Source organism: Streptomyces buecherae, assembly GCF_014295035.1.
Lineage (GTDB): Bacteria > Actinomycetota > Actinomycetes > Streptomycetales > Streptomycetaceae > Streptomyces > Streptomyces youssoufiensis.
The window spans coordinates 6,995,960-7,022,673 of record NZ_CP060404.1 but is presented as its reverse complement, the minus strand read 5'-3'; the positions used below and the strand labels follow the sequence as shown (position 1 = coordinate 7,022,673).

General features: G+C 73.9%; 25 protein-coding genes and 1 pseudogene. 9 read left to right on the top strand and 17 right to left on the bottom strand.

The features are described from left to right. Positions 1 to 26: 26 nt before the first annotated feature. Positions 27 to 827, bottom strand: coding sequence for an SCO1860 family LAETG-anchored protein (locus tag H7H31_RS27990; protein ID WP_187061507.1), 801 nt, complete (start codon positions 825 to 827; stop codon positions 27 to 29). A 288-nt stretch (positions 828 to 1,115) separates the two neighbouring features. After that, entirely contained in the window at positions 1,116 to 2,216 is a 1,101-nt protein-coding gene (locus tag H7H31_RS27985; RefSeq protein ID WP_187061506.1) for an amidohydrolase family protein, read from the bottom strand. 427 nt (positions 2,217 to 2,643) lie between these two features. Here H7H31_RS27985 and ectA point away from each other — a divergent pair, with 427 nt between their 5' ends. From ectA to thpD, 4 genes are all read left to right on the top strand, one after another. After that, on the top strand, positions 2,644 to 3,207 hold the full coding sequence (gene ectA / locus H7H31_RS27980) for a diaminobutyrate acetyltransferase (protein ID WP_176160999.1): 564 nt from the start codon (positions 2,644 to 2,646) through the stop codon (positions 3,205 to 3,207). A gap of 73 nt (positions 3,208 to 3,280) precedes the next feature. Then, entirely contained in the window at positions 3,281 to 4,549 is a 1,269-nt protein-coding gene (gene ectB, locus H7H31_RS27975) for a diaminobutyrate--2-oxoglutarate transaminase (protein ID WP_187061505.1), read from the top strand. Between the two features lie 79 nt (positions 4,550 to 4,628). Continuing rightward, positions 4,629 to 5,033: an ectoine synthase gene (locus H7H31_RS27970; protein ID WP_176161001.1), complete on the top strand. Its 405-nt coding sequence runs from the start codon at positions 4,629 to 4,631 to the stop codon at positions 5,031 to 5,033. 92 nt (positions 5,034 to 5,125) lie between these two features. After that, positions 5,126 to 6,037 carry an ectoine hydroxylase gene (gene thpD / locus H7H31_RS27965; RefSeq protein ID WP_187061504.1) on the top strand — a complete coding sequence of 304 codons (912 nt, stop codon included), beginning with the start codon at positions 5,126 to 5,128 and terminating at the stop codon, positions 6,035 to 6,037. 126 nt (positions 6,038 to 6,163) lie between these two features. Here thpD and H7H31_RS27960 read toward each other — a convergent pair whose 3' ends face one another. The 3 genes from H7H31_RS27960 to H7H31_RS27950 all read right to left on the bottom strand — a co-directional run bounded on the left by H7H31_RS27960 (position 6,164) and on the right by H7H31_RS27950 (position 9,829). Next, entirely contained in the window at positions 6,164 to 7,225 is a 1,062-nt protein-coding gene (locus tag H7H31_RS27960; protein WP_187061503.1) for an aminotransferase class V-fold PLP-dependent enzyme, read from the bottom strand. Positions 7,226 to 7,369: 144 nt separating this feature from the next. Then, positions 7,370 to 8,968 (bottom strand): aldehyde dehydrogenase (NADP(+)), encoded by a 1,599-nt coding sequence (locus tag H7H31_RS27955; RefSeq protein WP_187118114.1) that lies wholly within the window; start codon positions 8,966 to 8,968, stop codon positions 7,370 to 7,372. Between the two features lie 225 nt (positions 8,969 to 9,193). After that, complete coding sequence (locus H7H31_RS27950; RefSeq protein ID WP_187059987.1) at positions 9,194 to 9,829, bottom strand: TetR/AcrR family transcriptional regulator; 636 nt, start codon at positions 9,827 to 9,829, stop codon at positions 9,194 to 9,196. Between the two features lie 158 nt (positions 9,830 to 9,987). On the opposite strand from H7H31_RS27950, the gene H7H31_RS27945 reads away from it, so the two are divergent. Beyond that, entirely contained in the window at positions 9,988 to 10,983 is a 996-nt protein-coding gene (locus H7H31_RS27945) for a DMT family transporter (protein WP_187059986.1), read from the top strand. On the opposite strand, the gene H7H31_RS27940 is transcribed toward H7H31_RS27945, so the two are convergent. Further along, positions 10,931 to 11,350 carry a pyridoxamine 5'-phosphate oxidase family protein gene (locus tag H7H31_RS27940; protein ID WP_187059985.1) on the bottom strand — a complete coding sequence of 140 codons (420 nt, stop codon included), beginning with the start codon at positions 11,348 to 11,350 and terminating at the stop codon, positions 10,931 to 10,933. The genes H7H31_RS27945 and H7H31_RS27940 overlap by 53 nt on opposite strands. Before the next feature lie 325 nt (positions 11,351 to 11,675). On the opposite strand from H7H31_RS27940, the gene H7H31_RS27935 reads away from it, so the two are divergent. Both H7H31_RS27935 and H7H31_RS27930 read left to right on the top strand, forming a co-directional pair. Continuing rightward, entirely contained in the window at positions 11,676 to 12,923 is a 1,248-nt protein-coding gene (locus H7H31_RS27935; RefSeq protein WP_187118295.1) for a TerD family protein, read from the top strand. 302 nt (positions 12,924 to 13,225) lie between these two features. Continuing rightward, positions 13,226 to 13,405 carry a hypothetical protein gene (locus tag H7H31_RS27930; protein WP_187059553.1) on the top strand — a complete coding sequence of 60 codons (180 nt, stop codon included), beginning with the start codon at positions 13,226 to 13,228 and terminating at the stop codon, positions 13,403 to 13,405. Between the two features lie 341 nt (positions 13,406 to 13,746). Here H7H31_RS27930 and H7H31_RS27925 read toward each other — a convergent pair whose 3' ends face one another. The 3 genes from H7H31_RS27925 to H7H31_RS27915 all read right to left on the bottom strand — a co-directional run bounded on the left by H7H31_RS27925 (position 13,747) and on the right by H7H31_RS27915 (position 18,469). Further along, complete coding sequence (locus H7H31_RS27925; RefSeq protein ID WP_232110121.1) at positions 13,747 to 14,811, bottom strand: MsnO8 family LLM class oxidoreductase; 1,065 nt, start codon at positions 14,809 to 14,811, stop codon at positions 13,747 to 13,749. 162 nt (positions 14,812 to 14,973) lie between these two features. After that, positions 14,974 to 16,491, bottom strand: coding sequence for an alkaline phosphatase PhoX (locus H7H31_RS27920; protein ID WP_187061171.1), 1,518 nt, complete (start codon positions 16,489 to 16,491; stop codon positions 14,974 to 14,976). 421 nt (positions 16,492 to 16,912) lie between these two features. Beyond that, positions 16,913 to 18,469, bottom strand: coding sequence for a hypothetical protein (locus H7H31_RS27915; RefSeq protein ID WP_187061173.1), 1,557 nt, complete (start codon positions 18,467 to 18,469; stop codon positions 16,913 to 16,915). A gap of 410 nt (positions 18,470 to 18,879) precedes the next feature. Between H7H31_RS27915 and H7H31_RS27910 the strand changes: the two genes are divergently transcribed. Further along, positions 18,880 to 20,751: an endonuclease/exonuclease/phosphatase family protein gene (locus H7H31_RS27910; RefSeq protein WP_187061170.1), complete on the top strand. Its 1,872-nt coding sequence runs from the start codon at positions 18,880 to 18,882 to the stop codon at positions 20,749 to 20,751. 245 nt (positions 20,752 to 20,996) lie between these two features. Here H7H31_RS27910 and dapD read toward each other — a convergent pair whose 3' ends face one another. The 3 genes from dapD to H7H31_RS27895 all read right to left on the bottom strand — a co-directional run bounded on the left by dapD (position 20,997) and on the right by H7H31_RS27895 (position 23,020). Beyond that, positions 20,997 to 21,989 (bottom strand): 2,3,4,5-tetrahydropyridine-2,6-dicarboxylate N-succinyltransferase, encoded by a 993-nt coding sequence (gene dapD, locus H7H31_RS27905; protein WP_187061169.1) that lies wholly within the window; start codon positions 21,987 to 21,989, stop codon positions 20,997 to 20,999. Positions 21,990 to 22,160: 171 nt separating this feature from the next. Beyond that, positions 22,161 to 22,700, bottom strand: a complete 540-nt coding sequence (locus H7H31_RS27900; RefSeq protein WP_187061411.1) for a TetR/AcrR family transcriptional regulator — start codon at positions 22,698 to 22,700, stop codon at positions 22,161 to 22,163. Further along, entirely contained in the window at positions 22,700 to 23,020 is a 321-nt protein-coding gene (locus H7H31_RS27895; protein WP_187061410.1) for a DMT family transporter, read from the bottom strand. The genes H7H31_RS27900 and H7H31_RS27895 overlap by 1 nt, the downstream gene beginning before the upstream one ends. A gap of 165 nt (positions 23,021 to 23,185) precedes the next feature. Here H7H31_RS27895 and H7H31_RS27890 point away from each other — a divergent pair, with 165 nt between their 5' ends. Beyond that, the gene (locus H7H31_RS27890) at positions 23,186 to 23,755 is read left to right on the top strand and encodes a mycothiol transferase (RefSeq protein WP_187061409.1); all 570 of its coding nucleotides are present in this window, start codon (positions 23,186 to 23,188) and stop codon (positions 23,753 to 23,755) included. 127 nt (positions 23,756 to 23,882) lie between these two features. Here the strand turns inward: H7H31_RS27890 and H7H31_RS34390 are convergent. The 5 genes and pseudogenes from H7H31_RS34390 to H7H31_RS27870 form a co-directional block, all read right to left on the bottom strand. Beyond that, a pseudogene (locus H7H31_RS34390) lies at positions 23,883 to 24,028 on the bottom strand (RNA polymerase subunit sigma-24); the annotation flags it as partial. A gap of 66 nt (positions 24,029 to 24,094) precedes the next feature. Continuing rightward, a complete protein-coding gene (locus tag H7H31_RS27885; protein WP_176161017.1) occupies positions 24,095 to 24,460 on the bottom strand; it encodes a VOC family protein in 366 nt (121 codons plus the stop codon). Between the two features lie 144 nt (positions 24,461 to 24,604). After that, entirely contained in the window at positions 24,605 to 24,940 is a 336-nt protein-coding gene (locus tag H7H31_RS27880; protein WP_176161018.1) for a metal-sulfur cluster assembly factor, read from the bottom strand. Beyond that, the gene (gene sufU / locus H7H31_RS27875; protein WP_176161019.1) at positions 24,937 to 25,401 is read right to left on the bottom strand and encodes a Fe-S cluster assembly sulfur transfer protein SufU; all 465 of its coding nucleotides are present in this window, start codon (positions 25,399 to 25,401) and stop codon (positions 24,937 to 24,939) included. The genes H7H31_RS27880 and sufU overlap by 4 nt, the downstream gene beginning before the upstream one ends. Before the next feature lie 13 nt (positions 25,402 to 25,414). Then, positions 25,415 to 26,671: a cysteine desulfurase gene (locus H7H31_RS27870; RefSeq protein WP_176161020.1), complete on the bottom strand. Its 1,257-nt coding sequence runs from the start codon at positions 26,669 to 26,671 to the stop codon at positions 25,415 to 25,417. Positions 26,672 to 26,714: the final 43 nt, after the last annotated feature.

Sequence of the window (26,714 nt, the reverse complement as noted above, 5' to 3'; positions counted from 1 at the left end):
CAGGCCGATGAGACCGACCGGACCCGTCAGGTCGTCGCGGAGCGGGTTCCCGGCGCCTTGGGCCCGCCCGCGTCGGGGCGGGCGGCGGCGCGGCTGCCGGGCGTGGCGCACGTCGCCTCGGCGAGGGTGATCCGGCCGGTGACCGAGGCCACGTTCAGCCGCAGCGGGTTGACCGTGACCCGCAGGTCGAGGGCGGCCGACGCGGCCGTACGCGAGGTGGTGGTGGTCTCGGCCACCGCGAGCCGCACCTCGCCGACGCCCGGCACGGTGACCTTCCCTGTACGGCTGGCGCCGAGCGTGACCCGCTTGCCGAGCACGGTGACCGTGCCGAGCGGCGCGGACGTCGCGACCGGCCTGGCGCCGACCTCGCACACCGCGCGGGAGGCGACCTGCTCGGCCTCGATCAGGGGCAGCGCCGGCAGGCCGGGAACGTACACCCGGGCCTGGCTCAGGCTGGCGTACCCGGTCGCCGCGCGCGCCGTACGGGTCGTACGGGCGGTGACGGCGTCGGCGCGCAGGACGGTCACCGGCCGGCCCTCCGCCACGCCGTCGAGCAGCACGGTGAGCGCGGTCTTCTCCCCGCTCAGCGGCGCGCGCACCTCGTTGACGGGGGCCGTGACCGGCACCCCGAGCGCGCCGTCGAGCAGCGCGACGTCGAGCCCGGCGCGCAGCACCACGGCGCTCGCCGCGCCGGTGTCGGCGCGCCCGTCGCCGTCGCCGGCCCGCGCGGGCGCGCCGGTGGCGGCGCACAGCAGGCCGCAGCAGGCGGCCAGGGTGGCGGCGCGCCGCGCGGAGACGGCTAAGAGGGAATCGTTGGAACGGGACACGTGTGGAACCCCCACGGCAGACACGGAGTCGCCGGTCGCGGTCGGCAGGACGCGCGCACGCCGACGACCTTGGCTCCGCCATGCTGGCGCACGAAGGGTGAACGGACGGCTACCCGTTGCGCGTTCACCGCATCGGGTGAATCCGGTCCCTGTTTCTTCCGTCCTCCCCCTCCGCCCCACGCGGCTCACCCGCGATGCCGCCCCGCACCCGCCCACGGGTGACCCGGACGGCGGATGGATCCCCCGTCCGGCCCATCCGCCCGGCTCACCCGTTCGGCGCAGCGCGACTCAGCCGACGACGCGCCCGCGCAGCACCACGCGGCGCGGCGCGGACAGCACGCGCACGTCCTCGCGCGGGTCGGCGTCGTAGACCACCAGGTCGGCGGCGGCGCCCTCGGTCATGCCGGGGCGCCCGAGCCAGTCGCGCGCGCCCCAGGTGGCGGCGGACAGCGCGTCGACGGCGGGAATGCCCGCCTTCACCAGCTCGGCCACCTCCTGGCCGATCAGTCCGTGGGCCAGCGAGCCGCCCGCGTCGGTGCCGGCGTAGATGGGCACGCCCGCGTCGTAGGCGGCCCGTACGGTGTCGTAGCGGCGCGCGTGGAGCCGGCGCATGTGGGCCGCCCAGCGCGGGAACTTGGCCTCGCCGCCCTCGGCCAGCTTGGGGAAGGTGGCGATGTTGATCAGGGTGGGCACGATGGCCACGCCGCGCTCGGCGAAGAGCGGGATGGTGTCCTCGGTGAGCCCGGTGGCGTGCTCGACGCAGTCGATGCCCGCCTCCACCAGCGGGGCCAGCGACTCCTCGGCGAAGCAGTGCGCGGTCACCCGGGCGCCCAGCCGGTGCGCCTCGGCTATCGCCGCCGCCACCTCGCCGGGAGGCCAGCACGCCGACAGGTCGCCGCTCTCCCGGTCGATCCAGTCGCCGACGAGCTTCACCCAGCCGTCGCCGCGGCGCGCCTCCTCGGCCACGTAGGCGACCAGATCGGCGGGTTCGATCTCGTGTGCGTAGTTCCGGATGTACCGGCGGGTACGGGCGATGTGGCGGCCCGCGCGCACGATGCGGGGGAGGTCGTCTCGATGGTCGATCCACCGGGTGTCCGACGGCGAGCCCGCGTCCCGCAGCAGCAGGACCCCCGCGTCCCGCTCCGTCACCGCCTGTTGCTCGCTGGTCGACGCGTCCACCGGGCCGTGCGCGTCGAGACCCACGTGGCAGTGGGCGTCGACCAGGCCGGGCAGCGCCCAGCCCTCCACGACCCGTACGTCCCGGGCCCCGGTCGGACGGTCGAAGGTGATCTTTCCGTCGACGACCCAGAGTTCGTCATGGACATCGTCGTCGGCGACCGGCCCGGCCAGTACCCGCCCCTTGATGTGCAGCACCGCGCTCTCACTCATGGACGGAACTCTACGAGCCCCGCGAACCGGCCCGGACAGGCTCCGTCCCAGCCGCGACGGGGGCTCCCAAAAGACCGATGAACACTCAACCGAAGCATCCACTCTGCGCTTATGCTAATGAATTCCCAGCACCGCGAAGATACTTATTCAGCTCAGCAACCCATATTCTCCTGCCCGCTTTCCCGGACCCTAAACGCCAAGGTTTCGCTAGCGGTGAGTAGGCAATTCCGCGGCACCTCAAGGCCGTTACGCATCTGTGACGTAACGCATAGCGCGCCCGTTTCGCCCCGTAAATACGGGTCAAACCGGGACCTTCCGCCGACCGGTTGCGCGCCCGCGCGTCCCCGCGTGATACCACAGATCCCCCCTCCCACGTAACCCCATCTCGCGATGCAATTTTCGATTCAGCTGGGTAAATTCAATTTGCATGACCGCCGCACAAGCAGACCTTGCACGTGCCCACAGCGAATTCCTGGAAATTCCGGAGGGCCTGGAGCTCGACACCCCAGGCGTCGAAGACGGAGCCGCGATCTGGCGCATCGCCCGCGACTCCAAGGCGCTGGACCTCAACTCCTCGTACAGCTACCTCCTGTGGTGCCGGGACTTCGCCTCCACCTCCGTGGTGGCCCGCTCCGATGGTGGCGAGCCGGTTGGCTTCGTCACCGGATACATCCGCCCTGAGCGCCCGCAGACTCTCGTCGTCTGGCAGGTCGCCGTCGACGACGCCTGCCGAGGCCGAGGGCTCGCGGGAGCACTGCTTGATGGACTGACCGCGCGGGTCACCGCCGAGAGCGGCGTCCGCCGCGTGGAGACCACCATCACGCCGGACAACGCCGCCTCGAACCGGCTGTTCACGTCGTTCGCCGAGCGGCATGGAGCCACGGTGGAGCGTGAGGTGTTGTTCGACGGGCAGATGTTCCCCGAGGGGACTCACGAACCCGAGGTGTTGTACCGCATCGGGCCGCTGGCCCCACCCGCCGAGCGCCCCTGACCCGGGCCCGGGCCCACCCCGAACCACTTCCCCCACTCGTCACCCCTCGCCACTGAACTTCCAGGAGCACGCTGTGACCATCACCCAACCCGACCTGAGCGTCTTCGAGACCCTGGAGTCGGAGGTGCGCAGCTACTGCCGAAGCTGGCCCACCGTCTTCGACCGCGCCCAGGGCAGCCGCATGTACGACGAGGACGGCCACACCTACCTCGACTTCTTCGCCGGGGCCGGATCACTCAACTACGGCCACAACAACCCGGTCCTCAAACGCGCCCTGATCGACTACATCGAGCGCGACGGCGTCACGCACGGCCTGGACATGTCCACCACGGCCAAGCGCGCCTTCCTGGAGTCCTTCCAGCGGACGATCCTGCGCCCGCGCGACCTGCCGTACAAGGTGATGTTCCCGGGCCCGACCGGCACCAACGCGGTGGAGTCCGCGCTGAAGCTGGCCCGCAAGGTCAAGGGCCGCGAGTCGATCGTCTCCTTCACCAACGCCTTCCACGGCATGTCGCTCGGCTCGCTGGCCGTCACCGGCAACGCGTTCAAGCGCGCCGGCGCCGGCATCCCGCTGGTGCACGGCACGCCGATGCCGTTCGACAACTACCTGGACGGCCGGGTGCCCGACTTCCTGTGGTTCGAGCGCCTCCTCGAGGACCAGGGCTCCGGCCTGAACCAGCCCGCCGCCGTGATCGTGGAGACGGTGCAGGGCGAGGGCGGCATCAACGTCGCCCGCGCGCAGTGGCTGCGCGAACTGGCCGACCTGTGCAAGCGCCGCGACATGCTGCTCATCGTCGACGACATCCAGATGGGCTGCGGACGCACCGGCGCCTTCTTCTCCTTCGAGGAGGCCGGCATCGTCCCCGACATCGTCACCGTCTCGAAGTCGATCAGTGGTTACGGCCTGCCCATGGCCCTGACCCTCTTCAAGCCCGAACTCGACGTCTGGGAGCCCGGCGAGCACAACGGCACCTTCCGCGGCAACAACCCCGCCTTCGTCACCGCCGCCGCCACCCTCGACACCTACTGGGCCGACGGCCAGATGGAGAAGCAGACCCTGGCCCGCGGCGAGCAGGTCGAGGAGGCGCTGCGCGCCATCTGCGACGAGCACACCCGGCTCGGCGCCGAGTACCGGGGCCGCGGCCTGGTCTGGGGCCTGGAGTTCACCGAGAAGTCGCGTGCCTCGGCCATCGCCCGCCGCGCCTTCGAGCTGGGCCTGCTGATCGAGACCTCGGGCCCGGAGAGCGAGGTCGTCAAGCTGCTACCGGCGCTGACCATCACCCCGGAGGAGCTCGACGAGGGCCTGCGCACGCTGGCGCGCGCCGTCCGCGAGACCGCCTGACCCCTTCACCCCCGCGGCAGGCCGCCGCGCGGAGGCCATCCGTGCCCCCGGGCACGCGAGAGAAAGGCATCAACTCACCGTGATCGTCCGTTCGTTCAAGGACATCGAGGGCACCGACCGGCACGTGAAGGCCGCGTCGGGCACCTGGGAAAGCAAGCGCATCGTGCTCGCCAAGGAGCGCGTCGGCTTCTCCCTGCACGAGACCATCCTCTACGCCGGCACCGAGACGTCGATGTGGTACGCCAACCACATCGAGGCCGTGCTGTGCGTGGAGGGTGAGGCCGAGCTCACCAACGACGAGACCGGCGAGAAGCACTGGATCACGCCCGGCACGATGTACCTGCTGGACGGCCATGAGAAGCACACGATGCGGCCGAAGACCGACTTCCGCTGCGTGTGCGTGTTCAACCCGCCGGTCACCGGCCGCGAGGACCACGACGAGAACGGCGTGTACCCGCTGCTCACGGAGCCCGCGGACGCCTGAGCCACGGGCGGCGACCGGCCGCCCGCCGGCTTGCTGCCGGCCGCTGCGGCCCGCCACGTACGGACCGTACGAGAGGAGAGGAAGGCAACACCATGACCACCGCACCCGAGCGCACCGCCGACCTGTACCCGACCCGTGGGACCACCGAGGTGTCCACCCCGCGGCAGGACCCGGTGGTGTGGGCGATGCCGGACGGCGAATGGGCGCAGGGCCCCATCGACCACGCGGACCTGATGGGCTACGAGCGCGACGGCTTCCTGACGGTGGATCAGTTGATCACGCCGGACGAGGTGGCCACCTACCGCGCCGAGCTCGACCGGCTCGTCTCGGACCCCGCGATCAGGGCCGACGAGCGTTCCATCATCGAGCCCAAGTCCCAGGACGTGCGGTCGGTGTTCGAGGTGCACAAGATCAGCGAGGTGTTCGCCAAGCTGGTCAGCGACCCGCGCGTGGTCGGCCGGGCGCGGCAGATCCTCGGCTCCGAGGTCTACGTCCACCAGAGCCGGATCAACGTCAAGCCCGGCTTCGGCGCGTCCGGCTTCTACTGGCACTCGGACTTCGAGACCTGGCACGCCGAGGACGGCCTGCCCAACATGCGGACGGTGTCCGTCTCGATCGCCCTGACCGAGAACTACGACACCAACGGCGGCCTGATGATCATGCCCGGGTCGCACAAGACGTTCCTCGGCTGCGCCGGGGCGACGCCGAAGGACAACTACAAGAAGTCGCTCCAGATGCAGGACGCCGGCACGCCGTCCGACGAGGCGCTGACGAAGCTCGCCGACGCGCACGGCATCCGCCTGTTCACCGGCAAGGCCGGCGCGGCGACCTGGTTCGACTGCAACTGCATGCACGGCAGCGGGGACAACATCACCCCGTACCCGCGCAGCAACGTGTTCATCGTCTTCAACAGCATGGACAACCCGGCGACCGATCCGTTCGCCGCCCCGGTGCCGCGCCCCGAGTTCATCGGCGCGCGTCCACCGTTCACGCCGGTGCGCTAGGCAACCGGCGGCAGCGCCGCGGGGCGGCGGTGGCCTTGGGCCACCGCCGCCCCGCGGCGCGTGGTGTGTGGTGCGTGGTGCGGTCGTGTCGTGCGGCCGCGGTGTGCGGCCTTCGGCCGTGGCGCCTCAGCCGCCGAGCACGTCCAGCGCCCGGTCCACGTCGGCGTCGGTGTTGTACAGGTGGAACGCCGCCCGCAGGAAGCCGTTCCGGCTGGAGACCAGCACGTCCGCCGCGGCCAGCCGCTCCGCCGCGTGCCCGAGCCCCGGCACCGCGACGATCGCCGAACCGGGGGCCGCCACCGGCTCGTGCCCGAGCCGCGCGAGCCCGGCGCGGAAGCGGTCGGCGAGCGCGGCGTTGTGCGCGCCGATGCGCTGCGGGCCGAGCCGCTCGATCAGCGCGAGCGTGTGCCGGGCCGCGCTGTACGCGAGCAGGCTGGGGCTCTCGTCGAAGCGCCGCGCGGACCGCGCGAGCTGGGTGACCGGCCCGTAGCAGGAGTCGTACGGCACCTCGCCGGCGACCCAGCCCGCGAAGACCGGCGTGACGTCGGACCGGTCGTCGGGGGTGACCAGGAAGGCCGCGCCGCGCGGGGCCAGCAGCCACTTGTAGCCCACCGTCGCCAGGTAGTCGAAGTCGTCGGCGCGCAGCGGGAGCCAGCCCACGGCCTGGCTGGCGTCGACGAAGGTCCGCGCGCCGTGCGCGCGGGCCGCGTCCCGGATCGCGGCGAGGTCGGCGATCCGGCCGTCCGCCGACTGCACGGCGCTCACGGCGACCAGCGCGGTGCCGGGCCGCACGGCGTCCGCCAGTTCCGGCAGCGGGACGCTGCGCAGCTTGAGGTCGCCGCGCACGGCGAACGGGTTGACCAGCGAGCTGAAGTCGTCGTCCGCGACGAGCACTTCCGCGCCCGCGGGCAGCGCGGTGGCCAGCAGTCCGGCGTACACCGCGACCGAGGCGCCGGCCGCCACCCGCGAGGCGTCGACCCCGACCAGCCGGGCGAACAACTCGCGGGCCTCCTGCACCGCCTCGAAGCCCTCGCGGACGTACGGCCGCCCCACGCTGTACTCGGCGATGGCGGTGCGTACGGCGTCGGCGGCGTCCCGGGGCAGGACGCCGAGGGAGGCGGTGTTGAGGTAGGTGGTCTCCGCCGCGAACTGCTCGCGGACCGTGCGATCCGTTGCCAGGCTCTCCATGACCTCACTATGCGGGGCGTGCGCCTGGCGCGTCCATGCCGCATCGCCACTCCCCACCACGCCGTACGCGCCGCTGCCCGGCCCGTGCCGCGCTCCCGCGCGCCGTCTCGGGAGTCGTCTCGGGCGCGCGGGCGGGCGTCGCGGTCAGGCGCGCGGCTCGAAGCGTCCGTCCACGCGCCGGGGCAGGCCCAGCGGGTTGTGCGGGCGCAGTTCGGGCGGGAGCAGGGCGGGCGGGGTGTCCTGGTAGACGACCGGGCGCAACCAGCGGTCGATGGCCCGGGTGCCCACGGACGTGGTGGTGGAGGTGGTGGCCGGGTACGGGCCGCCGTGGTGCTGGGCCGGCGCGACGGCGACGCCGGTGGGCCAGCCGTTGACCAGCAGCCGCCCGGCGAGCGGGGTGAGCTGTTCGAGCAGCCGAGCCGCCCGCCGCCGCGCCTCATCCGGCTCTTCCGCCGCCCGGGCACCGTCCGTCTCGTCGGCCCCGCACTCGGCGGCGCTGAGCTGCGCGGTGGCGGTGAGGTTCCCCGGCAGCCGCCGCAGCACCGCGCCGATCTCCTCCTCCCGCGCGTAGCGGGCGACGACGGTGACCGGGCCGAAGCACTCCTCAAGCAGCAGGTCGTACGGGCCTTCGGCGGCCAGGTGGGCGGCGGGCACGGTGAGCACCCCGGCGCGGACCGAGCCGTCCGGCGACCGTTGCCCCGGCTCCCCGGCGCCCTCACCCGGCAGGTCGGCGCGCACCTCGGGGAGCGCGGCGCGTTCCCGCACGCCCGCCACGAACGCGTCCCGCATCCGGGCGTCGAGCAGCACGCCGGGCGGGGTGGCGCCGACCGTCTCGGTCAGGCTGGCGAGGACCCGGTCGCCGGCCTCGGTCGCCGGGGCGAGCACCAGGCCGGGCTTGACGCAGAACTGGCCGACGCCGAGCGTCATCGAGCCCGCGAGCCCCTTGCCGATCGTCTCCGCCCGCTCCCGCGCCGCCGCCTCGGTGATCACCACCGGGTTGAGGCTGCCGAGTTCGCCGTAGAACGGGATCGGGTGCGGGCGCGCGGCGGCGGCGTCGTACAGCGCCCGGCCGCCGCGCACGGAGCCGGTGAACCCGGCGGCCCGCACCAGCGGGTGGTTGATGAGGGCGACGCCGGCGTCGAAGCCGTGCACGAGGCCGAGCACCGCCGCGGGCAGGCCGCCGCGCTCGGCCGCGCGGCGCAGCAGGGCGGCGCACAGCTCGGAGGTGGCGGGGTGGTCGGGGTGGGCCTTGACGACGACGGGGCAGCCGGCCGCCAGGGCGCTCGCGGTGTCGCCGCCCGGCACGGAGAAGGCCAGCGGGAAGTTGCTGGCGCTGTAGACGGCGACGACGCCCAGCGGCAGCTTGTAGCGGCGCAGGTCGGGGCGGGGCGGGGTGAGTTCGGGGGCGGCGTGGTCGATGGTCACGTCGAGGTACTCGCCCTCGTCCACCACGTCCGCGAAGGAGCGCAACTGGTAGGCGGTACGGGCGAGTTCGCCGTTGAGCCGGCCGGGGCCGAGCGCGGTCTCCGCGTCGGCGACGGCCACCACGGCCTCGGCCTCCTCCTCGAAGAGCGCCGCGGCGGCGCGCAGGAAGGTGGCGCGGGTCGCCCGGTCGGCGAGGGCCGCGCTGGCCGCGTGGGCGGCGTCCACCGCCCGGTCGACGGCGGCGGCGTCGGCCTCGGTGGCCGCCTGCTCCCGCCGCTGCCCGGTGCGCGGGTCGACGCTCCACACTGGTACCGGCACGGCGGGCTCCCTCCCTCGTGCGCGCGCCCCGCCGGGGCCGCTCCCGCTCCGTTTTCGCCCACCGCGACGGCGAATCTCCGGGGACTCTAGGGCCGTCGTTTCCGGGGGGTCAAGGGCGCCGGTCGGCGGCCGTCGCGGGCGGGGCCAAGGCCGAGTCGGCCGCGTACGCCGAGGGGTTGTCGGGCCGTGGGTTCGCCGGGCCGTACCCGGCGCGCCCGCCCCGGGTCACGCCGCCGGCAGGCCGCGCTGGGTCAGGGCCCGTACGGCCAGCCGGCGCGCCAGCGGCACCGGCTCCGCCACGGCGTCGAGGCCGCCGAGCACCATGGCCCCCTCGTGCAGCAGCGCGAGTTCGTCGGCCAGGTCGTCCGGGTCGCTCGCGGAGGTGGCGCGGCACAGTTCGCGCAGGTAGTCGCGGAACCACCGCTTCTGCTCGGCGATCACCACGCGCCCCGGGTGCGTGAGGTCGGGCAGCTCGGCCGCGGCGTTGACGAAGCCGCAGCCGCGCGGGTTCTCGCGGCACGTCCACACCTCCAGCGCGTCGAAGGTCGCCAGCACCCGGGCGATGGCGACGGCCTCCGGGTCCGGCCCGCCCGCCCGCGCCGCCTCGTCGAGGCGGGCCGGCAGCCAGCGGCGCCAGCGCTCGTCGCGCTCCCGGAGGTACGCGGCGACCAGCGCCTCCTTCGAGCCGAACCGGTCGTAGAGCGTCTTCTTGGTGACCTGGGCCCGCTGGGCGATGAGGTCGACGCCGACCGCGTTGATGCCGCGCTCGTAGAACAGCTCGGCCGCCGCGTCGAGGACCCGCCGCGCCCCGGGCGTCAGCGCGGCGCGCCGCGCCGCCGCTCCCGTGGCCCCAGAGCCCATCGCGCTCGCCTCCCGCTCGTCGTACCCGCGACGCGTTGACCGCTTGACGGTAAACCGATCTGTTTAGTGTAGTGGGAGAGTCAGGTAAACCGATCGGTTTACCTCCGCACGCCGGGTGCGTCGCCGGCGTGCGCCCGCGACCGACGAGGGGAACTCCCATGCCCGCATCCAGCGCGATCGGTTCGGCGGCCCTGGCCAGCGGCCTGGTGGTGATGTGGAGCTCCGGCTTCGTCGGGGCCGAGCTCGGCACCCGGCACGCCCCCGTGGACACCCTGCTGATGTGGCGGTTCACCGTCGCCGCCGCGCTGCTCGGCGCGGCCTGGCTGGCGCTGCGCCGCAGGCGGCTGCCCGCCCGCGCGGTGGCCGAGCAGTCGTTGATCGGCGTGCTCTCGCAGGGTTGCTACGTCGGACCCATCGTGTGGGCCGTCGGGCTCGGCGTGCCCTCGGGCACCTGTGCGCTCATCGCGGCCCTGCAACCGCTGGCCGTGGGCGCGCTGGCCGGCCGGCTCCTCGGCGAGCGGGTCACCGCGCGGCAGTGGTGGGGGCTCGGTGTCGGGCTGGTCGGCGTCGCGCTGGTGGTGCGCGGCGACCTGTCCGGCGCGACGGCTCCGGCGTGGGCGTACGCGCTGCCCTTCGCCGGCATGGCGGCCCTGCTCGCCGCGAGCTTCCTCGAACGCCGGGCCCGCGCGCCGCTCTCGCCCACCGACGCCCTGCCCCTGCACTGCGTGACCAGCGCGCTGCTGTTCTCCGCCGTGGCCGGCGGCGCCGGCCACGCCGACGCGCCCGCCACGGGCGCCTTCTGGGTGGCCGTCGGCTGGGTCGTCCTGCTTTCCACGCTGGGCGGCTACGGCTTCTACTGGCTGAGCCTGCGCCGCGACGGCATCACCCGCACCAGCGCGCTCATCTACCTCACCCCGCCGACGACGGCCCTGTGGGCGTACGCGATGTGGGGCACGCGGCCGGCGGCGCTGGGCTTGGTGGGCATGGCGGTCTGCGTGGCCGGCGTGGCGGCTGCCACGCTCGGCAACCGGCCCCGCCCGGCGCCCACCACCGACACCACCGCCGAGGCCGGTCGGCCCGCGGACACCGGCGCCGACCCGGTCACGTCCCCGGATCGGCCGACAGCCACCGCTCGACGCGCAGTCGGAGGTTGACCAGATCCGTCGTGCCGGCCACCATCCCCGCCACGTAGTCGTCGACCCGCTCGGCGGGCAGGTAGCGGGCGGAGAGCGCGCGCAGCTCCGCCTCCGTCGCGGACTCCACGGCCACCACCGGCCCCTCCACCGCGACATACCGGTACGTCGGCTCCGTCCGCTGCACCAGGAGCGAGAACCGGCCCGCCGCCGCTATCAGCCGCGCCTTGCGCGAGTCGCGCTCGGTCATCACCAGCACGTCGCCGCCCGGCTCGTACGCGTACCACACGGGCACGGTCAACGGCGCGCGGCCGGCCTCGGCGACGGCCAGGGCCGCCACGTGCGGCTCGGCGAGAAAGTCCTGACGCTCCGACAGGGACAGGGGCATCCGCGTCCTCCTCGCGTTCGCGGCACCGGCGCGCGGCGGCGCCGGTGCCAGGGGCGCGCCACGGGGTGCGGGGCGCTGTTGGCGGTGCGCCCCGGGCCCGACGGTTCGCGGGCCGACACGCACACCGAGGCCAGCGCGCCGCCGGGCGCGGCTATTTCCCCGCCCGGCCGACGAGGGCGAGATCGAGACAGCCGCCGCACCCGGCGGGAGAGGCCGGCCCGGCCGTGGGCGGCCACCGCCCGACGCCCGCGTTCCCGGTCCTGACCGGGTGCGCTGGTCAAGGAACCGTAAAGCGGGCCCGGTCGTTACCCGGGACATGACCGCTATGACACCCGGCTCGAATCTTCCTCTCTCCGTCCCGCGCGTGACGGTGGACGTCACCGCTCCGGCGCGGCTCGACGTGTCGGGCCTGCTGCTCACCGCCAACGGCAAGGTGCGCTCCGACGACGACTTCGTCTTCTACAACCAGCCCACCGGGCCCGGCGTGAGCCACCGCGCGGCGGCGGGCGGCACCGGCGACTCGATCACCGTGGACACCGCGGCCGTCCCCGCCGACATCGAGAAGATCGTGGTGACGGCCAGCCTGGACGCCCCGGGCGCGACCTTCGCCGGCACGGAGCCGACGGCCACGGTGCGCGGCGCCGACGACGGCTCGGTCATCGCGACCTTCAAGCCGCCGCAGCTCGGCGCGGAGACGGCGCTGGTCGTCGTCGAGGTCTACCGGCGGGCGGGCGCCTGGAAGGTCCGCGCGGTCGGCCAGGGGTACGCGAACGGCCTCGCGGGCATCGCCACCGACTTCGGCGTCAGCGTGGAGGAGCCGGCGGCCCCCGCCCCGCAGCCCGCCGCCCCCGCGGCCCCGGCTCCGCCCGCCGCCCCGGCCGCCACCGGCTTCCCGGCCGCGCCGCCCGCGCCGCCGGCCGCCGCCCCCCAGCCGCAGACACCGCCCGCGCCGCACACGGCCCCCGCCGCGCCCCCGCCGCCGCCGGCCGGCGGCGGGAAGATCAACCTGGACAAGGGCCGGGTCAGCCTGCAGAAGAACCAGACGGTGTCGCTGGTCAAGGGCGGTCGCCCGCTGCTGACCTCGGTGAAGATGGGCCTCGGCTGGGAGCCCGCGTTCCGCAGCAAGGACATCGACCTGGACGCGTCCGTCATCGCGTACGGCGCCAACCGCAAGAAGATCGACGCCTGCTTCTTCGGCAAGCTCTCCATCCTGAACGGCGTGATCCAGCACTCGGGCGACAACCTGACCGGCGAGGGCGGCGGCGACGACGAGGTCATCACGGTGCACCTGGGCGGCCTGCCGCCGGAGGTGACCGGGCTGATGTTCACGGTCAACTCCTTCTCCGGCCAGAAGTTCACCGACGTCGCCAAGGCGTACTGCCGGCTGATCGACGCCGGCACCGGCGAGGAGCTGGTCCGCTTCGATCTCACCAACGCCGAACCGCGCACGGGCGTGCTGATGGCGAAGATGATTCGCCAGTTCAGCGGCGAGTGGGAGATGACGGCACTGGGCGAGTACGTGGACGCGCGCACCGTCCGCGGCATGGCCAAGCCCGGCGGCGCCGCGCTCTGACGGCCCACCCTGACGGCCCGCGCCGCCGCCCCCGCCCCTGTTTCCGGGCGCGGGCGGCGGTCGCGGCACCCGATGTGGGACCGGCCCGGCCCGGCCGCGCCGACACCGGTGGCGGGCGGCGCGCGAGCGTGACCGTGGCGCGGGCGGGGTGTGGACGCGAGCGCGGGCGTGGCGTGGTGCGTGCGGTGTCTACGGGGCGGGCGGTGCGTACGGGGCGCGCGCGGCGGTCAGCTCATGTGGCCGACGCCTGCGCGACACCCGCCGTGAGTCCGTTGTCAGTCCCCGGCCCTATGGTGGTGTGCATGGTTCCCACCAACCCTCCATCCACCGGCCCCCGTTCGCCCGCCGCCCTCGCCAACGAAGCCATCCGGGCGTATGTGGCAGGCAAGCGATCCTGGTCCCCCGCGGAGCTGCGGGAGCTGGACCGGCTGCGCGCGGTGTGGTGGCAGGCGATACGCGAAGAGGTCGTCACGGCGGCCTGAGCCCCACCGCCCGGGCCCCGCCCCCGCCGCGTACCGCCGCCCAACGCGCCGGCCGCCCGGCCCCCACCCGACCGCCGGCACACCCGCCGGCCGCTCCGGGCCAGCCCCCCGGAAGGCCCAATCCAGTCAGGCGGGGTTCACCGGGGCACACCCAGGCGGCCTCATCCCGGGACGCCCCGGGCGGGCTCAGCCGAAACAGCTCGGGTGGGCTCCCTCAGGCCGGAGTCGGGCCGGCTCGGTCGGGCCAACCCGGTCGGGCCAGCTCGGTCAGGCCGCTTCCGGCAGGCGGCAACCGCCTCCGCTTGTCGGCTCGGGCGCGGTCCACCCCCGTCGCGGTGCGCTCAGCGCGTGCCGGCCAACTCGGCCGAGCCGCGTGGCGGGCCCGCCGCGCTCCCCCGCGTCCCCCGCGCGTCGGACAGGTGGGCGACGCGGGCCAGCCGACGGTAGGAGTCGAGCATCCCCGCGCGGTCGTACGTGCTCGTGGTCACCAGTATCTCGTCGGCGCCGCTGCGCTCGATGAGGGCGTCGAGGGCAGCGGTCACCTCCTGCTCGGTGCCGTGGATGTGGCCGCGCATCGACTCCTCGTACCGCTCGCGCTCGCGCGGCGACATGGTCCGCGCCTCGATCTCCTCGGCCGGCTCAAGCGGCGGGAACACCCCGTGGGTGCGCGAGTAGGCGCTCGACCACGCCTCGGGCACCAACAGCCGGCGGGCCCGCTCGGTGGTCTCGGCGACCGCGACGGTCCCGGCCACCACCACGTACGGGCGCTCGGCCTGCGCGGAGGGACGGAAGGCGGCCCGGTAGCGCTCGATGGCCTCCAGCATCCGGTCCTCGCCCACCACGGCGGCGATCACCAGCGGCAGCCCCGCCTCGGCGGCCACCGTCGCGCCCGCGCCGGTGGCCAGCACGAACGCGGGTACGTGCAGGCCCTCCGCCGGCCGCGCGTGCACCTGCGGGTGCACCTGCTGCCGCCCGGTGAAGTACCCGAGCAGCTCCGCCAACTGGGCGCCGAAGTCGCCGGCCGCCTCCTTGTCCCGGCCGAGCGCGCGCCGGATGCCGTCGGTGAAGCCGACGGAGCGGCCGAGGCCCATGTCGATCCGGTCCGGGTGGAGCGCCGCCAGCACCCCGAACTGCTCCGCGACGACCAGCGGCTGGTGGTTGGGCAGCATCACGCCACCGGTGCCGACGCGGATGCGGTCGGTCGCCGCGGCCACGGCGGCGGCCAGCACGGTCGGCGCCGAGCCCGCGACCCCGGGCACGCTGTGGTGCTCGGAGACCCAGAACCGGTGGTAGCCGAGTTCTTCGGCGAGGCGGGCGAAGGCGACGGTGTCGCGCAGCGCCTCGCCCTCCGCCCGGCCCTGCCGGGTGCGGGAGCGGTCGAGGACGGAGAACGGGGTGCTCGTCACGCGTGGGGTCACATGGATGTCAACACCTCACGCCGGCCAGGATTCCCCCACCCCCGCCCCGGGCCACCCGGAGCCGCCGGTCACCCGGGCAGCGCCCTCACGACAGCGCCCGCCCGGGCGCGCGGGGCGCCGGGCGGGCGAGGCCGGAGGTGAGGGCGGCGGCTAGCTGTTCTGCTCCTGCGCACGATCGTGGCCGTGGCCGTGCGGTCGGTGGGGCTGGCGCCGCCACGGGCCGGTGATCGCGAGCATGATGCCCGGCACCTGGATGTTCGCGTACAGGGTGTCCCCGTCGGGCGAGAAGACCACGCCGGTGAACTCGCTGTACGAGGGCTTCTCGGCGGTGCCGATGTTCAGCTCGTTACGGGCGATCGGGTAGGTCTCGCCCCGGTCCGTCGCCCCGAACAGGTGCTGGATGCCGTCGCCGTCCTCGGCGATGATCAGGCCGCCGTACGGGGAGACGGTGATGTTGTCCGGGCCGTCGAAGGCGCCGTCCTTGTCCGGGTCCTGGTTCACGCCGAGCAGCACCTTCAGGGTGAGCGTGCGGCGGCGCGGGTTGTAGAACCAGACCTGGCCGTCGTGCGCGACCGGGCTCTCGTCGCGGGCGAAGGAGGCCACGATGTACGCACCGCCGTCGGCCCACCACATGCCTTCCAGCTTGCGCGCCCGCGTGACCTGGTGGTCCCGGAACTGCTTGCGCACCGGAACCCGCTGGGCGTCGCGGTCGGGCACGTCGATCCAGTCCACGCCGTAGACGGTGCCCACCTTCCGCGCCCGGGAGAGGTCGTCCACGAACCGGCCGCCCGAGTCGTAGCACTGCGGGGCCTGCAGCACGCCCGCGTCGTCGGCGAGGTGGCGCAGCGCGCGGCGCCCCGGCGTGAAGCCGCGCGGCGGGACCCAGCGGTAGAACAGGCCGTTGGGCTCGTCGGCGTCCTCGGTCAGGTAGAAGTGCCCGCGCCGCGGGTCGACCACGACCGCCTCGTGCGCGTACCGGCCGAGTGCCTTGATCGGCTTCGGGCCCCGCTGGGCGTGTGCGCCCTCCGCCTCCGCCGCGCCGCGGTGGCCGCGCGGTCGGTCGTGCGGGTCGACCTCGAACACGTAGCCGTGGTCCTTGGTCATGCCGTTCTCGCCGGCCTTGTCCTCGGTCTCCTCGCACGTCAGCCAGGTGCCCCAGGGGGTGCGACCGCCCGCGCAGTTGGTGGCGGTGCCCGCGATGCCCACCCACTCGCTGACGTGGTCGCCGTGCCGGGAGACCTCGACGACGGTGCAACCGCCGGAGGCGGCCGGGTCGTAGACCAGGCCCTCCACCAGCGGCACCGGGTGCGCCCACTTCGACCGCGGGCCGCTCAGCTCGTGGTTGTTGACCAGCAGCGTCGTCCCGCGCGGGCCCTCGAAGGTGGCGGTGCCGTCGTGGTTGGACGGGGTGGACTCGCCCGACTCCAGCGTCGTCTCGCCGGTGCGGGTGATCACCCGGTACGAGAAGCCCGCGGGCAGCGCGAGCAGGCCCTTGGGGTCGGGGACGAGCGGCCCGTAGCCGAGCGAGGGCCGGTGCCCCCGCTCATCCACGCCCTCCGCCGCGAGGGCCCCGGGGGCGGTGGCGAGCACATCGACCGTGCCGACCAGCGCGACACCGGCCCCGGTGTACGCGGACTGCTTCGCGAAATCCCTGCGAGTAAGCGGCATCTTCATCTCCTGGTGGCCGGAACTGTCCGCCTGACGTGCCGCGGTCAGGCTGCCGCGCCCGGCCGAACACCAGTTGAACGCGGTGCGACATCGGGAGGACCGGTTGGCCGTACCGTACGCCCGGATCGTCCCGCCCGGCGCGCGGTCGAACGCCGCGCCCGGCCCCACCACACGGCACACCGCACGCCGCCGCACCGCCCGCCGCCGTACGGCGCACCCACCCGCCACGCACGCCGCACCGCACGCCGCCGCGCGCCCGGCGGCCACCCGCGCGCGGGCGACATCAGGCCGCGCGACCACAGGCCACCCGACGGCCGACGGCACAGCCAGCCCTCCTCGACAGCCGCACCAGCCGGACCGGCCTCACCGGCCGGACCGGCCACACCGGCCGTCGGTCACGTCGGCCGCCGATCACCCCGGCTCAGTGTCGCGAGCGGGCCTTGAACGCGGCCTTGCGCGCCTCCTTGGCGGTCTTCTTGTCCGGGTGCAGCCGGCCCATCGCCTCCAGGATCTCCGCCGTCGCCGGGTGCTCGACGCGCCACACCGAGTCGAAGAAGCCGGCGCTGCGGTCCACCAGGCCCTGCACCAGCTCCCGCAGCTCCTCCGAGTCGCCGCCGGCCGCCAGTTGGGCCGCGATGGTGTCCACGGTCAGCCAGAAGACCATCTCCTCCGACGGCTCGGGCACCTGGTCCACACCGTGTTCGGCGAGCCACACGCGGGCGAGCCCGCCCAGATGCGGGTCTTCGAGCACCGCGCGCAGCGCCGGCTCCGCCTCCGGGCCGACCAGGGTCAGGGTCTGCTGGCAGGTCAGGCGGCGCAGCGGCGCCTCGGGGTCGTCGCCGCGGGCCGCCGCGAGCAGTTCGGCCGCGGCGTCGGTCGCGGTGCGCCCGGCCAACCACTGCTCGGCCTCGGCGCGCGCGGCGGCGTCCGGGAAGCCGGGCAGGGCGGCGAGCAGCGTCTGCGCGTCGGCCGGCGCCAGCTCGCCGACGACGGGGGCGTGCACGCCCGCCTCCAGCATCCGCGAGCGCACCGCGTACAGGCCGAGCGGGGTGAGCCTGACCATGCCGTAGCGGGCGACATCCTCCTCGTCGACCTCGGTCTCGGCGATGCCGCGCTCGGGCTCGGAGACCCGGCCCTCGCCGTCGACCTCCTCGATCAACTCCTCGTCGACCGGCCGGTAGTCCACGATGCCGGTGGGCGCGAGCATGCGGAACTGCTCGTCCAGCCGCATCATCGCGTCGGAGACCTCTTCGAGGACGGCGTCGGTCGGCTCGTCCATGTCGTCCGGGACGATCATGGAGGCGGCGAGCGCGGGCAGCGGCACCGCGCGGTCGGTGGTCTCCTCGTCCAGCGCGGTCAGCAGGTAGAGGTTGCCCAGCACGCCGTCGAGGAAGTCGGCCTCCTCCTCGGGGTTCCAGTCGAGCGCGTCGAGGTCGAGTTCGTCGCCCTCGCTCAACTGGTCGATGATGTCGGCCAGGTCGGGGGCCGCCGCGTCCGCCAGGACCGTCTCGAGCCCGTTCAGCCACAGCTCCAGCACCTCCTGCGGGGCGCCGCCGGCGAAGCGGGGCAGTTCCTCGCCCGGGCGCGCGGTGCCGGCCGGCTCGGGCGCGTCCGCGCCGGGGGTGAGCGGCGTCCCGTCGGCCGGGGCGCCGTCGGCGTCGACCGCCTCGGCTGTCTCGGCTGCGTCTTCGGGGCCTGCGGGGCCTTCCACCTCGACGAGCCCGATGTCCAGGGCGAGCTGCCACGCCTCGGCGGCGTAGCCGGGGCCGTCCTCGTCGTCGTCGAGGCCCAGTTCCTTGACCGCTTCCCGCAACTCGTCGGCCAGGAGCTCGCCGCCCGCCCCCACCGGCTTGTGCGGATCGGCCCAGCGGGCGAGCCGCACCGCGCGGACGAACAGCGGTGCGCTCAGCGCGTCCCGCGCGAGCTCTGCCTCGGTGTGCAGCATGACCGGCGGCATGGTGGGGCGGTCTTCGGGCATCTGCTGGGTCATCTCCTCGGGGGTTGCGGCCGTACGAGTCGTGTGACGGCACGGTGTCCCAGCGTAGACGGATTCGCGGGGGGTCATCCGGTTCACGTATCCGTCAGCCGCCGTCCATCCGGCGAGCCTTGACAACACCCTGACGCGCACACGAGATTGACGCGCGTAGAGGGGTTGGTACGCCCGCGCGCACCCGTCCGTGGGCCTGGCGTCCCGGGCGCCCGGCCGCTCGGTGGGCCTCCGCCGCCCCGTCCACTGCCCGCAGCTCGTTCCGCCCGTCCCCTCGCACGTCCGGCCCACGGCCCCGCGCCGACCCGCTGGTACCACCCGGCACGCGGCGTCCGCCGCGTGCCGCCGTCCGCTCCCGCTCCCGCTCCCGCTCCCGCTCCCGCTCCCCGAAAGGCTCCGCCATGTCGCCGCTGTCCCCCTCGTCGCCGCATCCGGTCCCGCCCCTGGCCTCCCGCGCCCGGCGCCGTTCCGCTGCCGTCACGGCCGTCGTCGCGGCGGCGCTGGCCGCCGGCCTGCTCGCGGTCCCGCAGTCCGCGTCCGCCGCCGAGATACGCGTGCACGACATCCAGGGCGCCACCCGCGTCTCTCCGCTGGCCGGCAAGGACGTCACCGGCGTGCCGGGCGTCGTCACGGCGGTCCGCGCCTTCGGTTCCGCGCGCGGCTTCTGGGTCCAGGACCCGAGGCCCGACCGCTCCCCGGCCACCAGCGAGGCCGTCTTCGTCTTCACCGGCTCCAGCACGCCGAAGGTGGCCGTGGGCGACGCCGTCGAGGTCTCGGGCACGGTCACCGAGTACTACCCCGGCGGCGCGGACGCGGGGCTCCAGTCGGTGACCGAGCTCACCCGCGCGACGTGGACCGTGCGCGCCTCGGGCCAGCCGCTGCCCGCCGCGTTCACGCTCGGCTCCGCCGCCGTCCCGCGGCGCTACGCGCCCACCGCCGGCGAGGGCGAGAGCATCGAGTCGCTGCCGCTGCGGCCAGGCCGCTACGCGCTCGACCGGTACGAGTCGCTGGAGGGCATGCGGGTGGCCGTGCGGAACGCCCCCGTCGTCGGGGCGACCAGCGAGCACAAGGAGCTGTGGGTCACCGCCGAGCCGTACCAGGACCGCACCGCGCGCGGCGGCGTGCTCTACGACTCGTACCGGAAGCCGGGTTCGGGCCGGGTCAAGGTCGCCTCGCTCATCCCGTACGCCGAGCGCCCGTTCCCGATCGCGAACGTGCGCGACCGGCTCGCCGGTGTCACCTCGGGGCCGCTCGACTACGACCAGTTCGGCGGGTACGAGATCCAGGCCACCGAACTCGGCGAGCTGGTGGACGGCGGGCTGCGGCGCGAGCGGACCCGCCCGCAGCACTCCCGCGAGCTGGCCATCGCCACGTACAACGTGGAGAACCTGTCGCCGAAGACGCCGCGGGCCAAGTTCGACCGGCTGGCCGAGGGGCTGGTCCGCGACCTGGCCTCGCCCGACATCGTCGCCCTTGAGGAGGTGCAGGACGACAACGGCCCCACCAACGACTCCGTCGTCTCCGCCGACGCGACGCTGCGCCAGCTCACCGAGGCCATCAAGGCGGCGGGTGGGCCCTCCTACTCCTGGCGCCAGATCGACCCCGCCGACGACCAGGACGGCGGCCAGCCCGGCGGCAACATCCGCAACGCGTTCCTCTTCAACCCCGAGCGGGTCTCCTTCACCGACACCGCGGGCGGCGACGCCACCACGCCGGTGCGGGTCGTCGACCGCGACGGCGAGCCCGCGCTGTCGGCGTCACCGGGCCGGATCGACCCGGCGAACGAGGCGTGGCGGGCCAGCCGCAAGCCGCTGGTCGGCGAGTTCACCTTCCGCGGCCAGCCGGTCTTCGTGGTGGCCAACCACTTCAACAGCAAGGGCGGCGACCAGGGCCTGGACAGCCGGTTCCAGCCGCCGCGCCGGGGCTCGGAGGTGCAGCGGATCGCGCAGGCCAAGGCGGTCAACGCGTTTGTGAAGGACGTGCTGGAGATCAAGCCCCGGGCGAGCGTGGTGGTCGCGGGCGACATCAACGACTTCCAGTTCTCCCCCGCCCTGGACGCCCTGACCGATGGCGGGGCCCTCACCGACCTGGTGAACAAGCTGCCGAAGCGGGAGCGCTACGGCTACGTCTACAACGGCAACTCGCAGGTCCTGGACCACATCCTGACCAGCAAGGGCGCGCGCCGGGCCGAGTACGACATCGTGCACGTCAACGCGGAGTTCGCCGACCAGGCCAGCGACCACGACCCGCAGGTCGTTCGCATCCGCTACTAGCCACCCCGCGCCGCCCGGCCCGAGGCCACACCTGTGGGCCGGACGCGCCCGAACCCGAGGTGCCTCGCCCCCGCGCGGATCGCCCGTACGACCGTGACGGTACGACCGCACGCGTACGACCGTGGCCGTACGGCTCCGCCCCGCCGCTGCCGACGGGCAGGGGCGGGGCGGAACGGGGGAAGCCACCGGCCGGGGTCACCGGGCAGGCGGGGGCCGGGCGGCCGTCCGGCCGAGGCCGTGGAGCGTCAGTTGTGGCTGTGCAGCGCCTCGTTCAGGCCGCCCCAGGAACCCGAGCGCTGGAGGGCCTCGACGCGTCCGGTGGTGGAGTTGCGCCGGAAGAGCAGGTTGCTCACGCCCGACAGCTCCAGGGCCTTGACGACCTCACCGTCCGGCAGCGTGACGCGGGTGCCGGCGGTGATGTAGAGGCCGGCCTCCACCACGCAGTCGTCGCCGAGCGCGATGCCGATACCGGCCTCCGCGCCCAGCAGGCAGCGCTCGCCGATGGAGACGACCTGCTTGCCGCCACCGGAGAGCGTGCCCATGATCGACGCGCCGCCACCGATGTCGGAGCCGTCGCCGACGACGACGCCCGCGCTGATGCGCCCCTCGACCATCGAGGTGCCGAGCGTGCCCGCGTTGAAGTTGACGAAGCCCTCGTGCATCACGGTGGTGCCGGCCGCCAGGTGGGCGCCGAGCCGCACCCGGTCGGCGTCGCCGATCCGGACCCCGGCGGGCGTCACGTAGTCGGTCATCCGCGGGAACTTGTCCACGCTGGTCACCTGGAGGTGCAGCCCCTCGGCGCGCGCCGCGAGTCGGGCCCGCTCCACCTGATCCACCGGCACCGGGCCGAGCGAGGTCCAGGCGACGTTGGCCAGCAGGCCGAAGAGGCCGTCCAGGCTGACGCCGTGCGGGCGGACCAGCCGGTGGCTGAGCAGGTGCAGCCGCAGGTACGCGTCGTGCGCGTCCAGGGGCTTGTCGTCGAGCGAGGCGATGACCGTGCGAACGGCCACGACCTCGACGCCACGGCGGAGGTCGGTGCCGAGCGCGGCGGGCGCCCCGGGGCCGAGGAGTTCGGCGACCTGCTCGCCGTCGGTGATGCGCTCGGTGCCGGCCGGGCCGGGCTCGGCGGACAGGACGGGGGCCGGGAACCAGGTGTCCAGGACGGTCCCGTCCTCGCTGAGGGTGGCGAGCCCGGCGGCGACGGCGCCGGTGGTGCGGTGAGTTGCTGCTTCGGTCATGCTCGAACGCTAACCGGAGGCGCCCCGTCGAGGCGAACCGGTCCCACTCCCCGGGCCGCCACCGCACCCGCCCGCCGGCCGCCCGCACCCGACGACCTGACCAACCGACCGCTCAGGGCACTCCCGCCACCCGGCCGCTCCCGCCGCCCCAGGCGCCCCGGCCGCCCCCGGCTACCCGGCCACCCGGGCCAGCGCCTCGCGCACCTCGGCCCGGTCCAGCCGCCGCCCACTCAGCAGGGCCTGCAACATCAGCCCGTCCGCCAGCGCGAGCAGGGCCCGCGCGCTGGCCTCGTCCCCGGTGCGCGGGACCAGGACCGCCACCACGGCCTCCAGCCACTCGGCGGCGACCGGCCGCAGCGCCTCGCGCCGCAGCGCCGCCAGGTAGAGCTCGTAGGCGAGCCGCACCTCGCCGTGGTCGTCCCGCGCCGCGTCCAGCAGGAGGTCGGCGATGGCGTCGGCCAGCGGCGCCGGCCCCTCGACGGCCCGCCGCCAGGTCGGCACCGCCATCCCCGGCTCGGTGCACACCTGCCGCAACGCGGCGACCAGGAGGTCGTCCAGGGTGGCGAAGTGGTACGTGGTGGAGCCGAGCGGCACGTCGGCCTCCGCCGCGACGGTGCGGTGGCTGAGCGCCTCGATGCCCCGTTCGGCCACCACGCGGATCGCCGCGTCGATGATGCGCTGCCGGCGATCCGGGTCGTACCGGCGGGCCATCAGTGCGCACCCCCCAGGTTGAGCACCACGACCCCGGCGATGACGAGCAGCACCCCGCCGATCCGGGCCGCCGTCGCCGCCTCCCCGAGGAAGACCATGCCGATCAGCGCGACGACGGCGGTCCCCGCGCCGGACCAGATCGCGTACGCCGTCCCCACCGGCATGGTCTTGAGCGTGTACGCGAGCAGCGCGAAGGCCACCAGATAGCCGACCAGCGTGCCGAGCGAGGGCCAGAGCCTGCTGAACCCGTCGCTGTACTTCATCGCGATGGTCGCCACGATCTCCGCCGAGATCGCCCCGGCGAGCGTCAGATACACCATGCGGACGAGCGTACACATCGTTGCGTACGAACGTACACAACCTCGCCGGGCCGGCACGAACCCGTTCCTCTCGCGGACAGAGGCTGACCTCAAGGCTGGCTAGCGTCACTGTCGTCGGGCCGCACGGAACGAGCCCGGCGCCCTACATCACCGGAGGACGACCCCATGACGACCGCACCCGCGACCTCGCCGCCGGCCCGCGCCACCGAGCGCGATCCGCACGCCGAGCGCGACGCGCTGCTGCGCGCGCTCGGCGAGCAGCGCGCCACGCTGTTGATCGCGCTGCGGGGGCTCACCGACGCACAGGCCGGGCGGCGCTCCACGGCCAGCGAACTGACCCTGGGCGGCATCCTCAAGCACCTCGCCCAGGGCGAGCGGGTGTGGGCACAGCTCATCAGCGAGCGCCGCGGCGAGACGCCGGACGGCATGTGGGACATGGGCCAGTACCACCTGACGGCGGACGACACGCTGGCCGACCTGCGCGCGGCGTACGCGGCGGCGACCCCGGCCATGGACGCCGCCGTCGGCGCCCTGCCCGACCTGGACGTCGCGGTGCCGCTGCCGCCCGTCCCGTGGGACCCCGAGGCCGCCCCGGAGACCTGGACGGCGCGGCGGGCCCTGCTGCACATGCTGCGCGAGACGGCCCAGCACGCGGGGCACGCCGACATCATCCGGGAGTGCCTGGACGGCGCGAACACCACGGCCCAACTGGGCGACGCCCCCGACGCCGGCTGACTCCCCCGTCTCGCCCGTCTCGCCCGTCGCTCGCGCGGGCCGCGCCCACCGCGCGCCCCGACGGGGGCGGGGGCGGCGGCCACGGCCCGCCGGGGCGCTGGCCCGCCGGGACGCTGGCCCGTCGGCGCTACCGCGTGCCCACGTCGGCACGGCGCCGGTGGCGACGGCCCCGAGCTTGTCCGGGTTGGCCACGTTGTGGATGGCGAGAACGCGCCCGGTGGCGTCGAAGTCGAAGGTGACCGTGGCGACCACCCGGCCAGCGCCACGGAACACCGCCGCCGCGCACCAGCGGGCCGGCCCCGATCGCACGGGCCGGCCCGACACCAAGGGAGAGCGCGCTCAGCCCAGCAGCGTCTGCTTGGGCCGCAGCACGCAGAACTCGTTGCCCTCGGGGTCGGCGAGTACCCGCCACGTCACCTCCGGGCCCTGCCCCACGTCGACGGGGCGGGCTCCGAGCGCGATCAGGCGGTCCACCTCGGTCTGCTGGTCGTCCGGGTTCAGGTCGAGGTGCAGCCGGTTCTTGATCGTCTTCTCCTCCGGGACGCGCAGGAAGACGATGCCGGGCAGCGCGGAGGCGTCCGCGCCGATGATGATCTCCTCGGGGTCCTCGTAGACGATCTGCCAGTCGAGGGCCTGGGTCCAGAAGTCGGCGAGAGCTTTGACGTCGTGTGCGTCGACGGCGACGGTGTAAAGAGAGACAGCCATGCCCGCCAGTCTGCCTGGCGGGCATGGCTGTGTCAGGAGATCACCTCAGGTCACGGAGGCGTCGTCCCCGCGCGCGACCCGCTCGGCGACCGGACCGGGACCCGGCGGGTGACGCCGGGCCCGGTCGGGGCCGGGCGAGATGGCTCAGACGTTGAACCCGAGCGCCCGAAGCTGCTCGCGGCCGTCGTCGGTGATCTTGTCCGGGCCCCACGGGGGCATCCAGACCCAGTTGATGCGCAGTTCGTTGACGATGCCCTCGGTGGCCGACTTCGCCTGGTCCTCGATGACGTCGGTCAGCGGACAGGCCGCCGACGTCAACGTCATGTCGAGGGTGGCGATGTTGGCGTCGTCGATGTGGATGCCGTAGATCAGGCCCAGGTTGACGACGTCGATGCCCAGCTCGGGGTCGACCACGTCGTACAGCGCCTCGCGGACCTCCTCCTCGCTGGCGGGCTTGGTGATCGTTGCGTTCTCGCTCATGCGGTCTTCCTCCCGGTGCCCTCGCCCAGTGCCTGGGCCGTGGCGTCCTTCCAGGCCATCCAGCTCAGCAGCGCACACTTCACGCGTGCCGGGTACTTCGAGACGCCCGCGAACGCCACGGCGTCCTCCAGGATCTCTTCCATCGCGTCGTCCGGCTCGATCTTGCCCTTGGACTGCATCAGCTCAAGGAACGTCTCCTGGACCTTGCTGGCCTCGGTGAGTTCCTTCCCCACCAGCAGTTCGTTGAGCACCGAGGCGCTCGCCTGACTGATGGAGCAGCCCTGCCCCTCGTACGACACGTCGGCGATGGTGTCGCCGTCCAGCCGCACGCGGAGCGTGATCTCGTCCCCGCAGGTCGGGTTGACGTGGTGCACTTCGGCGTCGCCATCGCGCAGCCCCCGGCCGTGCGGGTGCTTGTAGTGGTCCAGGATGACGTCCTGGTACATCGAATCAAGCTTCACGAGTCAGCAGCCCCTACCCGAAGAAGTTCCGTACGTGCTCCAGCCCCTCGACCAGGGCATCGACCTCGGCCGGCGTGGAGTACAGATAGAACGACGCTCGCGTGGTCGCTGGAATTCCGTACCGCAGGCAGACCGGGCGCGCGCAGTGGTGTCCGACGCGCACCGCGATGCCCTGCTCGTCCAGTACCTGCCCCACGTCGTGCGGGTGGATGTCGCCGAGCGTGAAGGAGATCGCCGCGCCCCGGTCCTCGGCCGTGGTCGGGCCGATGATGCGCAGGTCGGGGACCTCCTGGAAGCGGCGCACCGCGTACTCGGTGATCGCGTGCTCGTGCGCCTCTATGCGCTCCATGCCGATCGCCGACAGGTAGTCCACGGCCGCGCCGAGGCCCACGGCTTGGGCGATCGGCGGCGTGCCCGCCTCGAACTTGTGCGGTGCCGGGGCATACGTCGAGGAGTGCATCGAGACGGTTTCGATCATCTCGCCGCCGCCGAGGAACGGCGGCAGGTCCTCCAGGAGTTCCTGGCGGCCCCAGAGGACGCCGATGCCGGTCGGCGCGCACATCTTGTGACCGGTGAAGGCGACGAAGTCGGCCTGCAACGCCTGCACGTCGAGCACCATGTGCGGGGCCGCCTGCGAGGCGTCGATCAGCACCAGCGCGCCGACCTCCTGGGCGCGGCGCACGATGGCCTCGACCGGGTTGACGGTGCCCAGGATGTTGGAGACCAGCACGAACGAGACGATCTTCGTCTTGGGCGTGATGATCTCTTCCAGGTTGGACAGGTCGAGCCGGCCCTCGTCGGTGAGCCCGAACCACTTCAGCTTCGCGCCGGTGCGCTGCGAGAGCAGTTGCCACGGCACGATGTTGGAGTGGTGCTCCATCTCCGTGATGACGATCTCGGTCTCGTGGTCCACGCGGTAGGGCTCGTCGGCCCAGCCGAGCATGTTCGCCACGAGGTTCAGCGACTCGGAGGCGTTCTTGGTGAAGATCACCTCGTCGCGGCTGGGCGCGTTGATGAAGGCCGCGACCTTGTCACGGGCGCCCTCGTAGAGCGCCGTGGCCTCCTCGGCGAGCACGTGCACGCCGCGGTGCACGTTGGAGTTGTGCCGCTCGTAGTACGCGTTGAGGGCGTCGAGCACCTGGCGCGGCTTCTGCGAAGTCGCCGCGTTGTCCAGGTAGACGAGCCTCTTGCCGTCGTGGACCACACGGTCCAGGACGGGAAAGTCCTTGCGGATCGCCTCGGTGTCGAGGAGGCCCGGCAGCGGTGTCACGCCCCTCCCCTTTCGGTCGTCGCGTGGCCCGCGGGGCCCCTCC

Coding starts and splice junctions, on each gene's coding strand:
- H7H31_RS27985 (WP_187061506.1), bottom strand. CDS start 2,216: ATGAGTGAGAGCGCGGTGCTGCACATCAAGGGGCGGGTACTGGCCGGG.
- ectA (WP_176160999.1), top strand. CDS start 2,644: ATGACCGCCGCACAAGCAGACCTTGCACGTGCCCACAGCGAATTCCTG.
- thpD (WP_187061504.1), top strand. CDS start 5,126: ATGACCACCGCACCCGAGCGCACCGCCGACCTGTACCCGACCCGTGGG.
- H7H31_RS27960 (WP_187061503.1), bottom strand. CDS start 7,225: ATGGAGAGCCTGGCAACGGATCGCACGGTCCGCGAGCAGTTCGCGGCG.
- H7H31_RS27950 (WP_187059987.1), bottom strand. CDS start 9,829: ATGGGCTCTGGGGCCACGGGAGCGGCGGCGCGGCGCGCCGCGCTGACG.
- H7H31_RS27945 (WP_187059986.1), top strand. CDS start 9,988: ATGCCCGCATCCAGCGCGATCGGTTCGGCGGCCCTGGCCAGCGGCCTG.
- H7H31_RS27940 (WP_187059985.1), bottom strand. CDS start 11,350: ATGCCCCTGTCCCTGTCGGAGCGTCAGGACTTTCTCGCCGAGCCGCAC.
- H7H31_RS27935 (WP_187118295.1), top strand. CDS start 11,676: ATGACACCCGGCTCGAATCTTCCTCTCTCCGTCCCGCGCGTGACGGTG.
- H7H31_RS27930 (WP_187059553.1), top strand. CDS start 13,226: ATGGTTCCCACCAACCCTCCATCCACCGGCCCCCGTTCGCCCGCCGCC.
- H7H31_RS27920 (WP_187061171.1), bottom strand. CDS start 16,491: ATGCCGCTTACTCGCAGGGATTTCGCGAAGCAGTCCGCGTACACCGGG.
- H7H31_RS27915 (WP_187061173.1), bottom strand. CDS start 18,469: ATGCCCGAAGACCGCCCCACCATGCCGCCGGTCATGCTGCACACCGAG.
- H7H31_RS27910 (WP_187061170.1), top strand. CDS start 18,880: ATGTCGCCGCTGTCCCCCTCGTCGCCGCATCCGGTCCCGCCCCTGGCC.
- dapD (WP_187061169.1), bottom strand. CDS start 21,989: ATGACCGAAGCAGCAACTCACCGCACCACCGGCGCCGTCGCCGCCGGG.
- H7H31_RS27900 (WP_187061411.1), bottom strand. CDS start 22,700: ATGGCCCGCCGGTACGACCCGGATCGCCGGCAGCGCATCATCGACGCG.
- H7H31_RS27895 (WP_187061410.1), bottom strand. CDS start 23,020: ATGGTGTATCTGACGCTCGCCGGGGCGATCTCGGCGGAGATCGTGGCG.
- H7H31_RS27890 (WP_187061409.1), top strand. CDS start 23,186: ATGACGACCGCACCCGCGACCTCGCCGCCGGCCCGCGCCACCGAGCGC.
- H7H31_RS27885 (WP_176161017.1), bottom strand. CDS start 24,460: ATGGCTGTCTCTCTTTACACCGTCGCCGTCGACGCACACGACGTCAAA.
- H7H31_RS27880 (WP_176161018.1), bottom strand. CDS start 24,940: ATGAGCGAGAACGCAACGATCACCAAGCCCGCCAGCGAGGAGGAGGTC.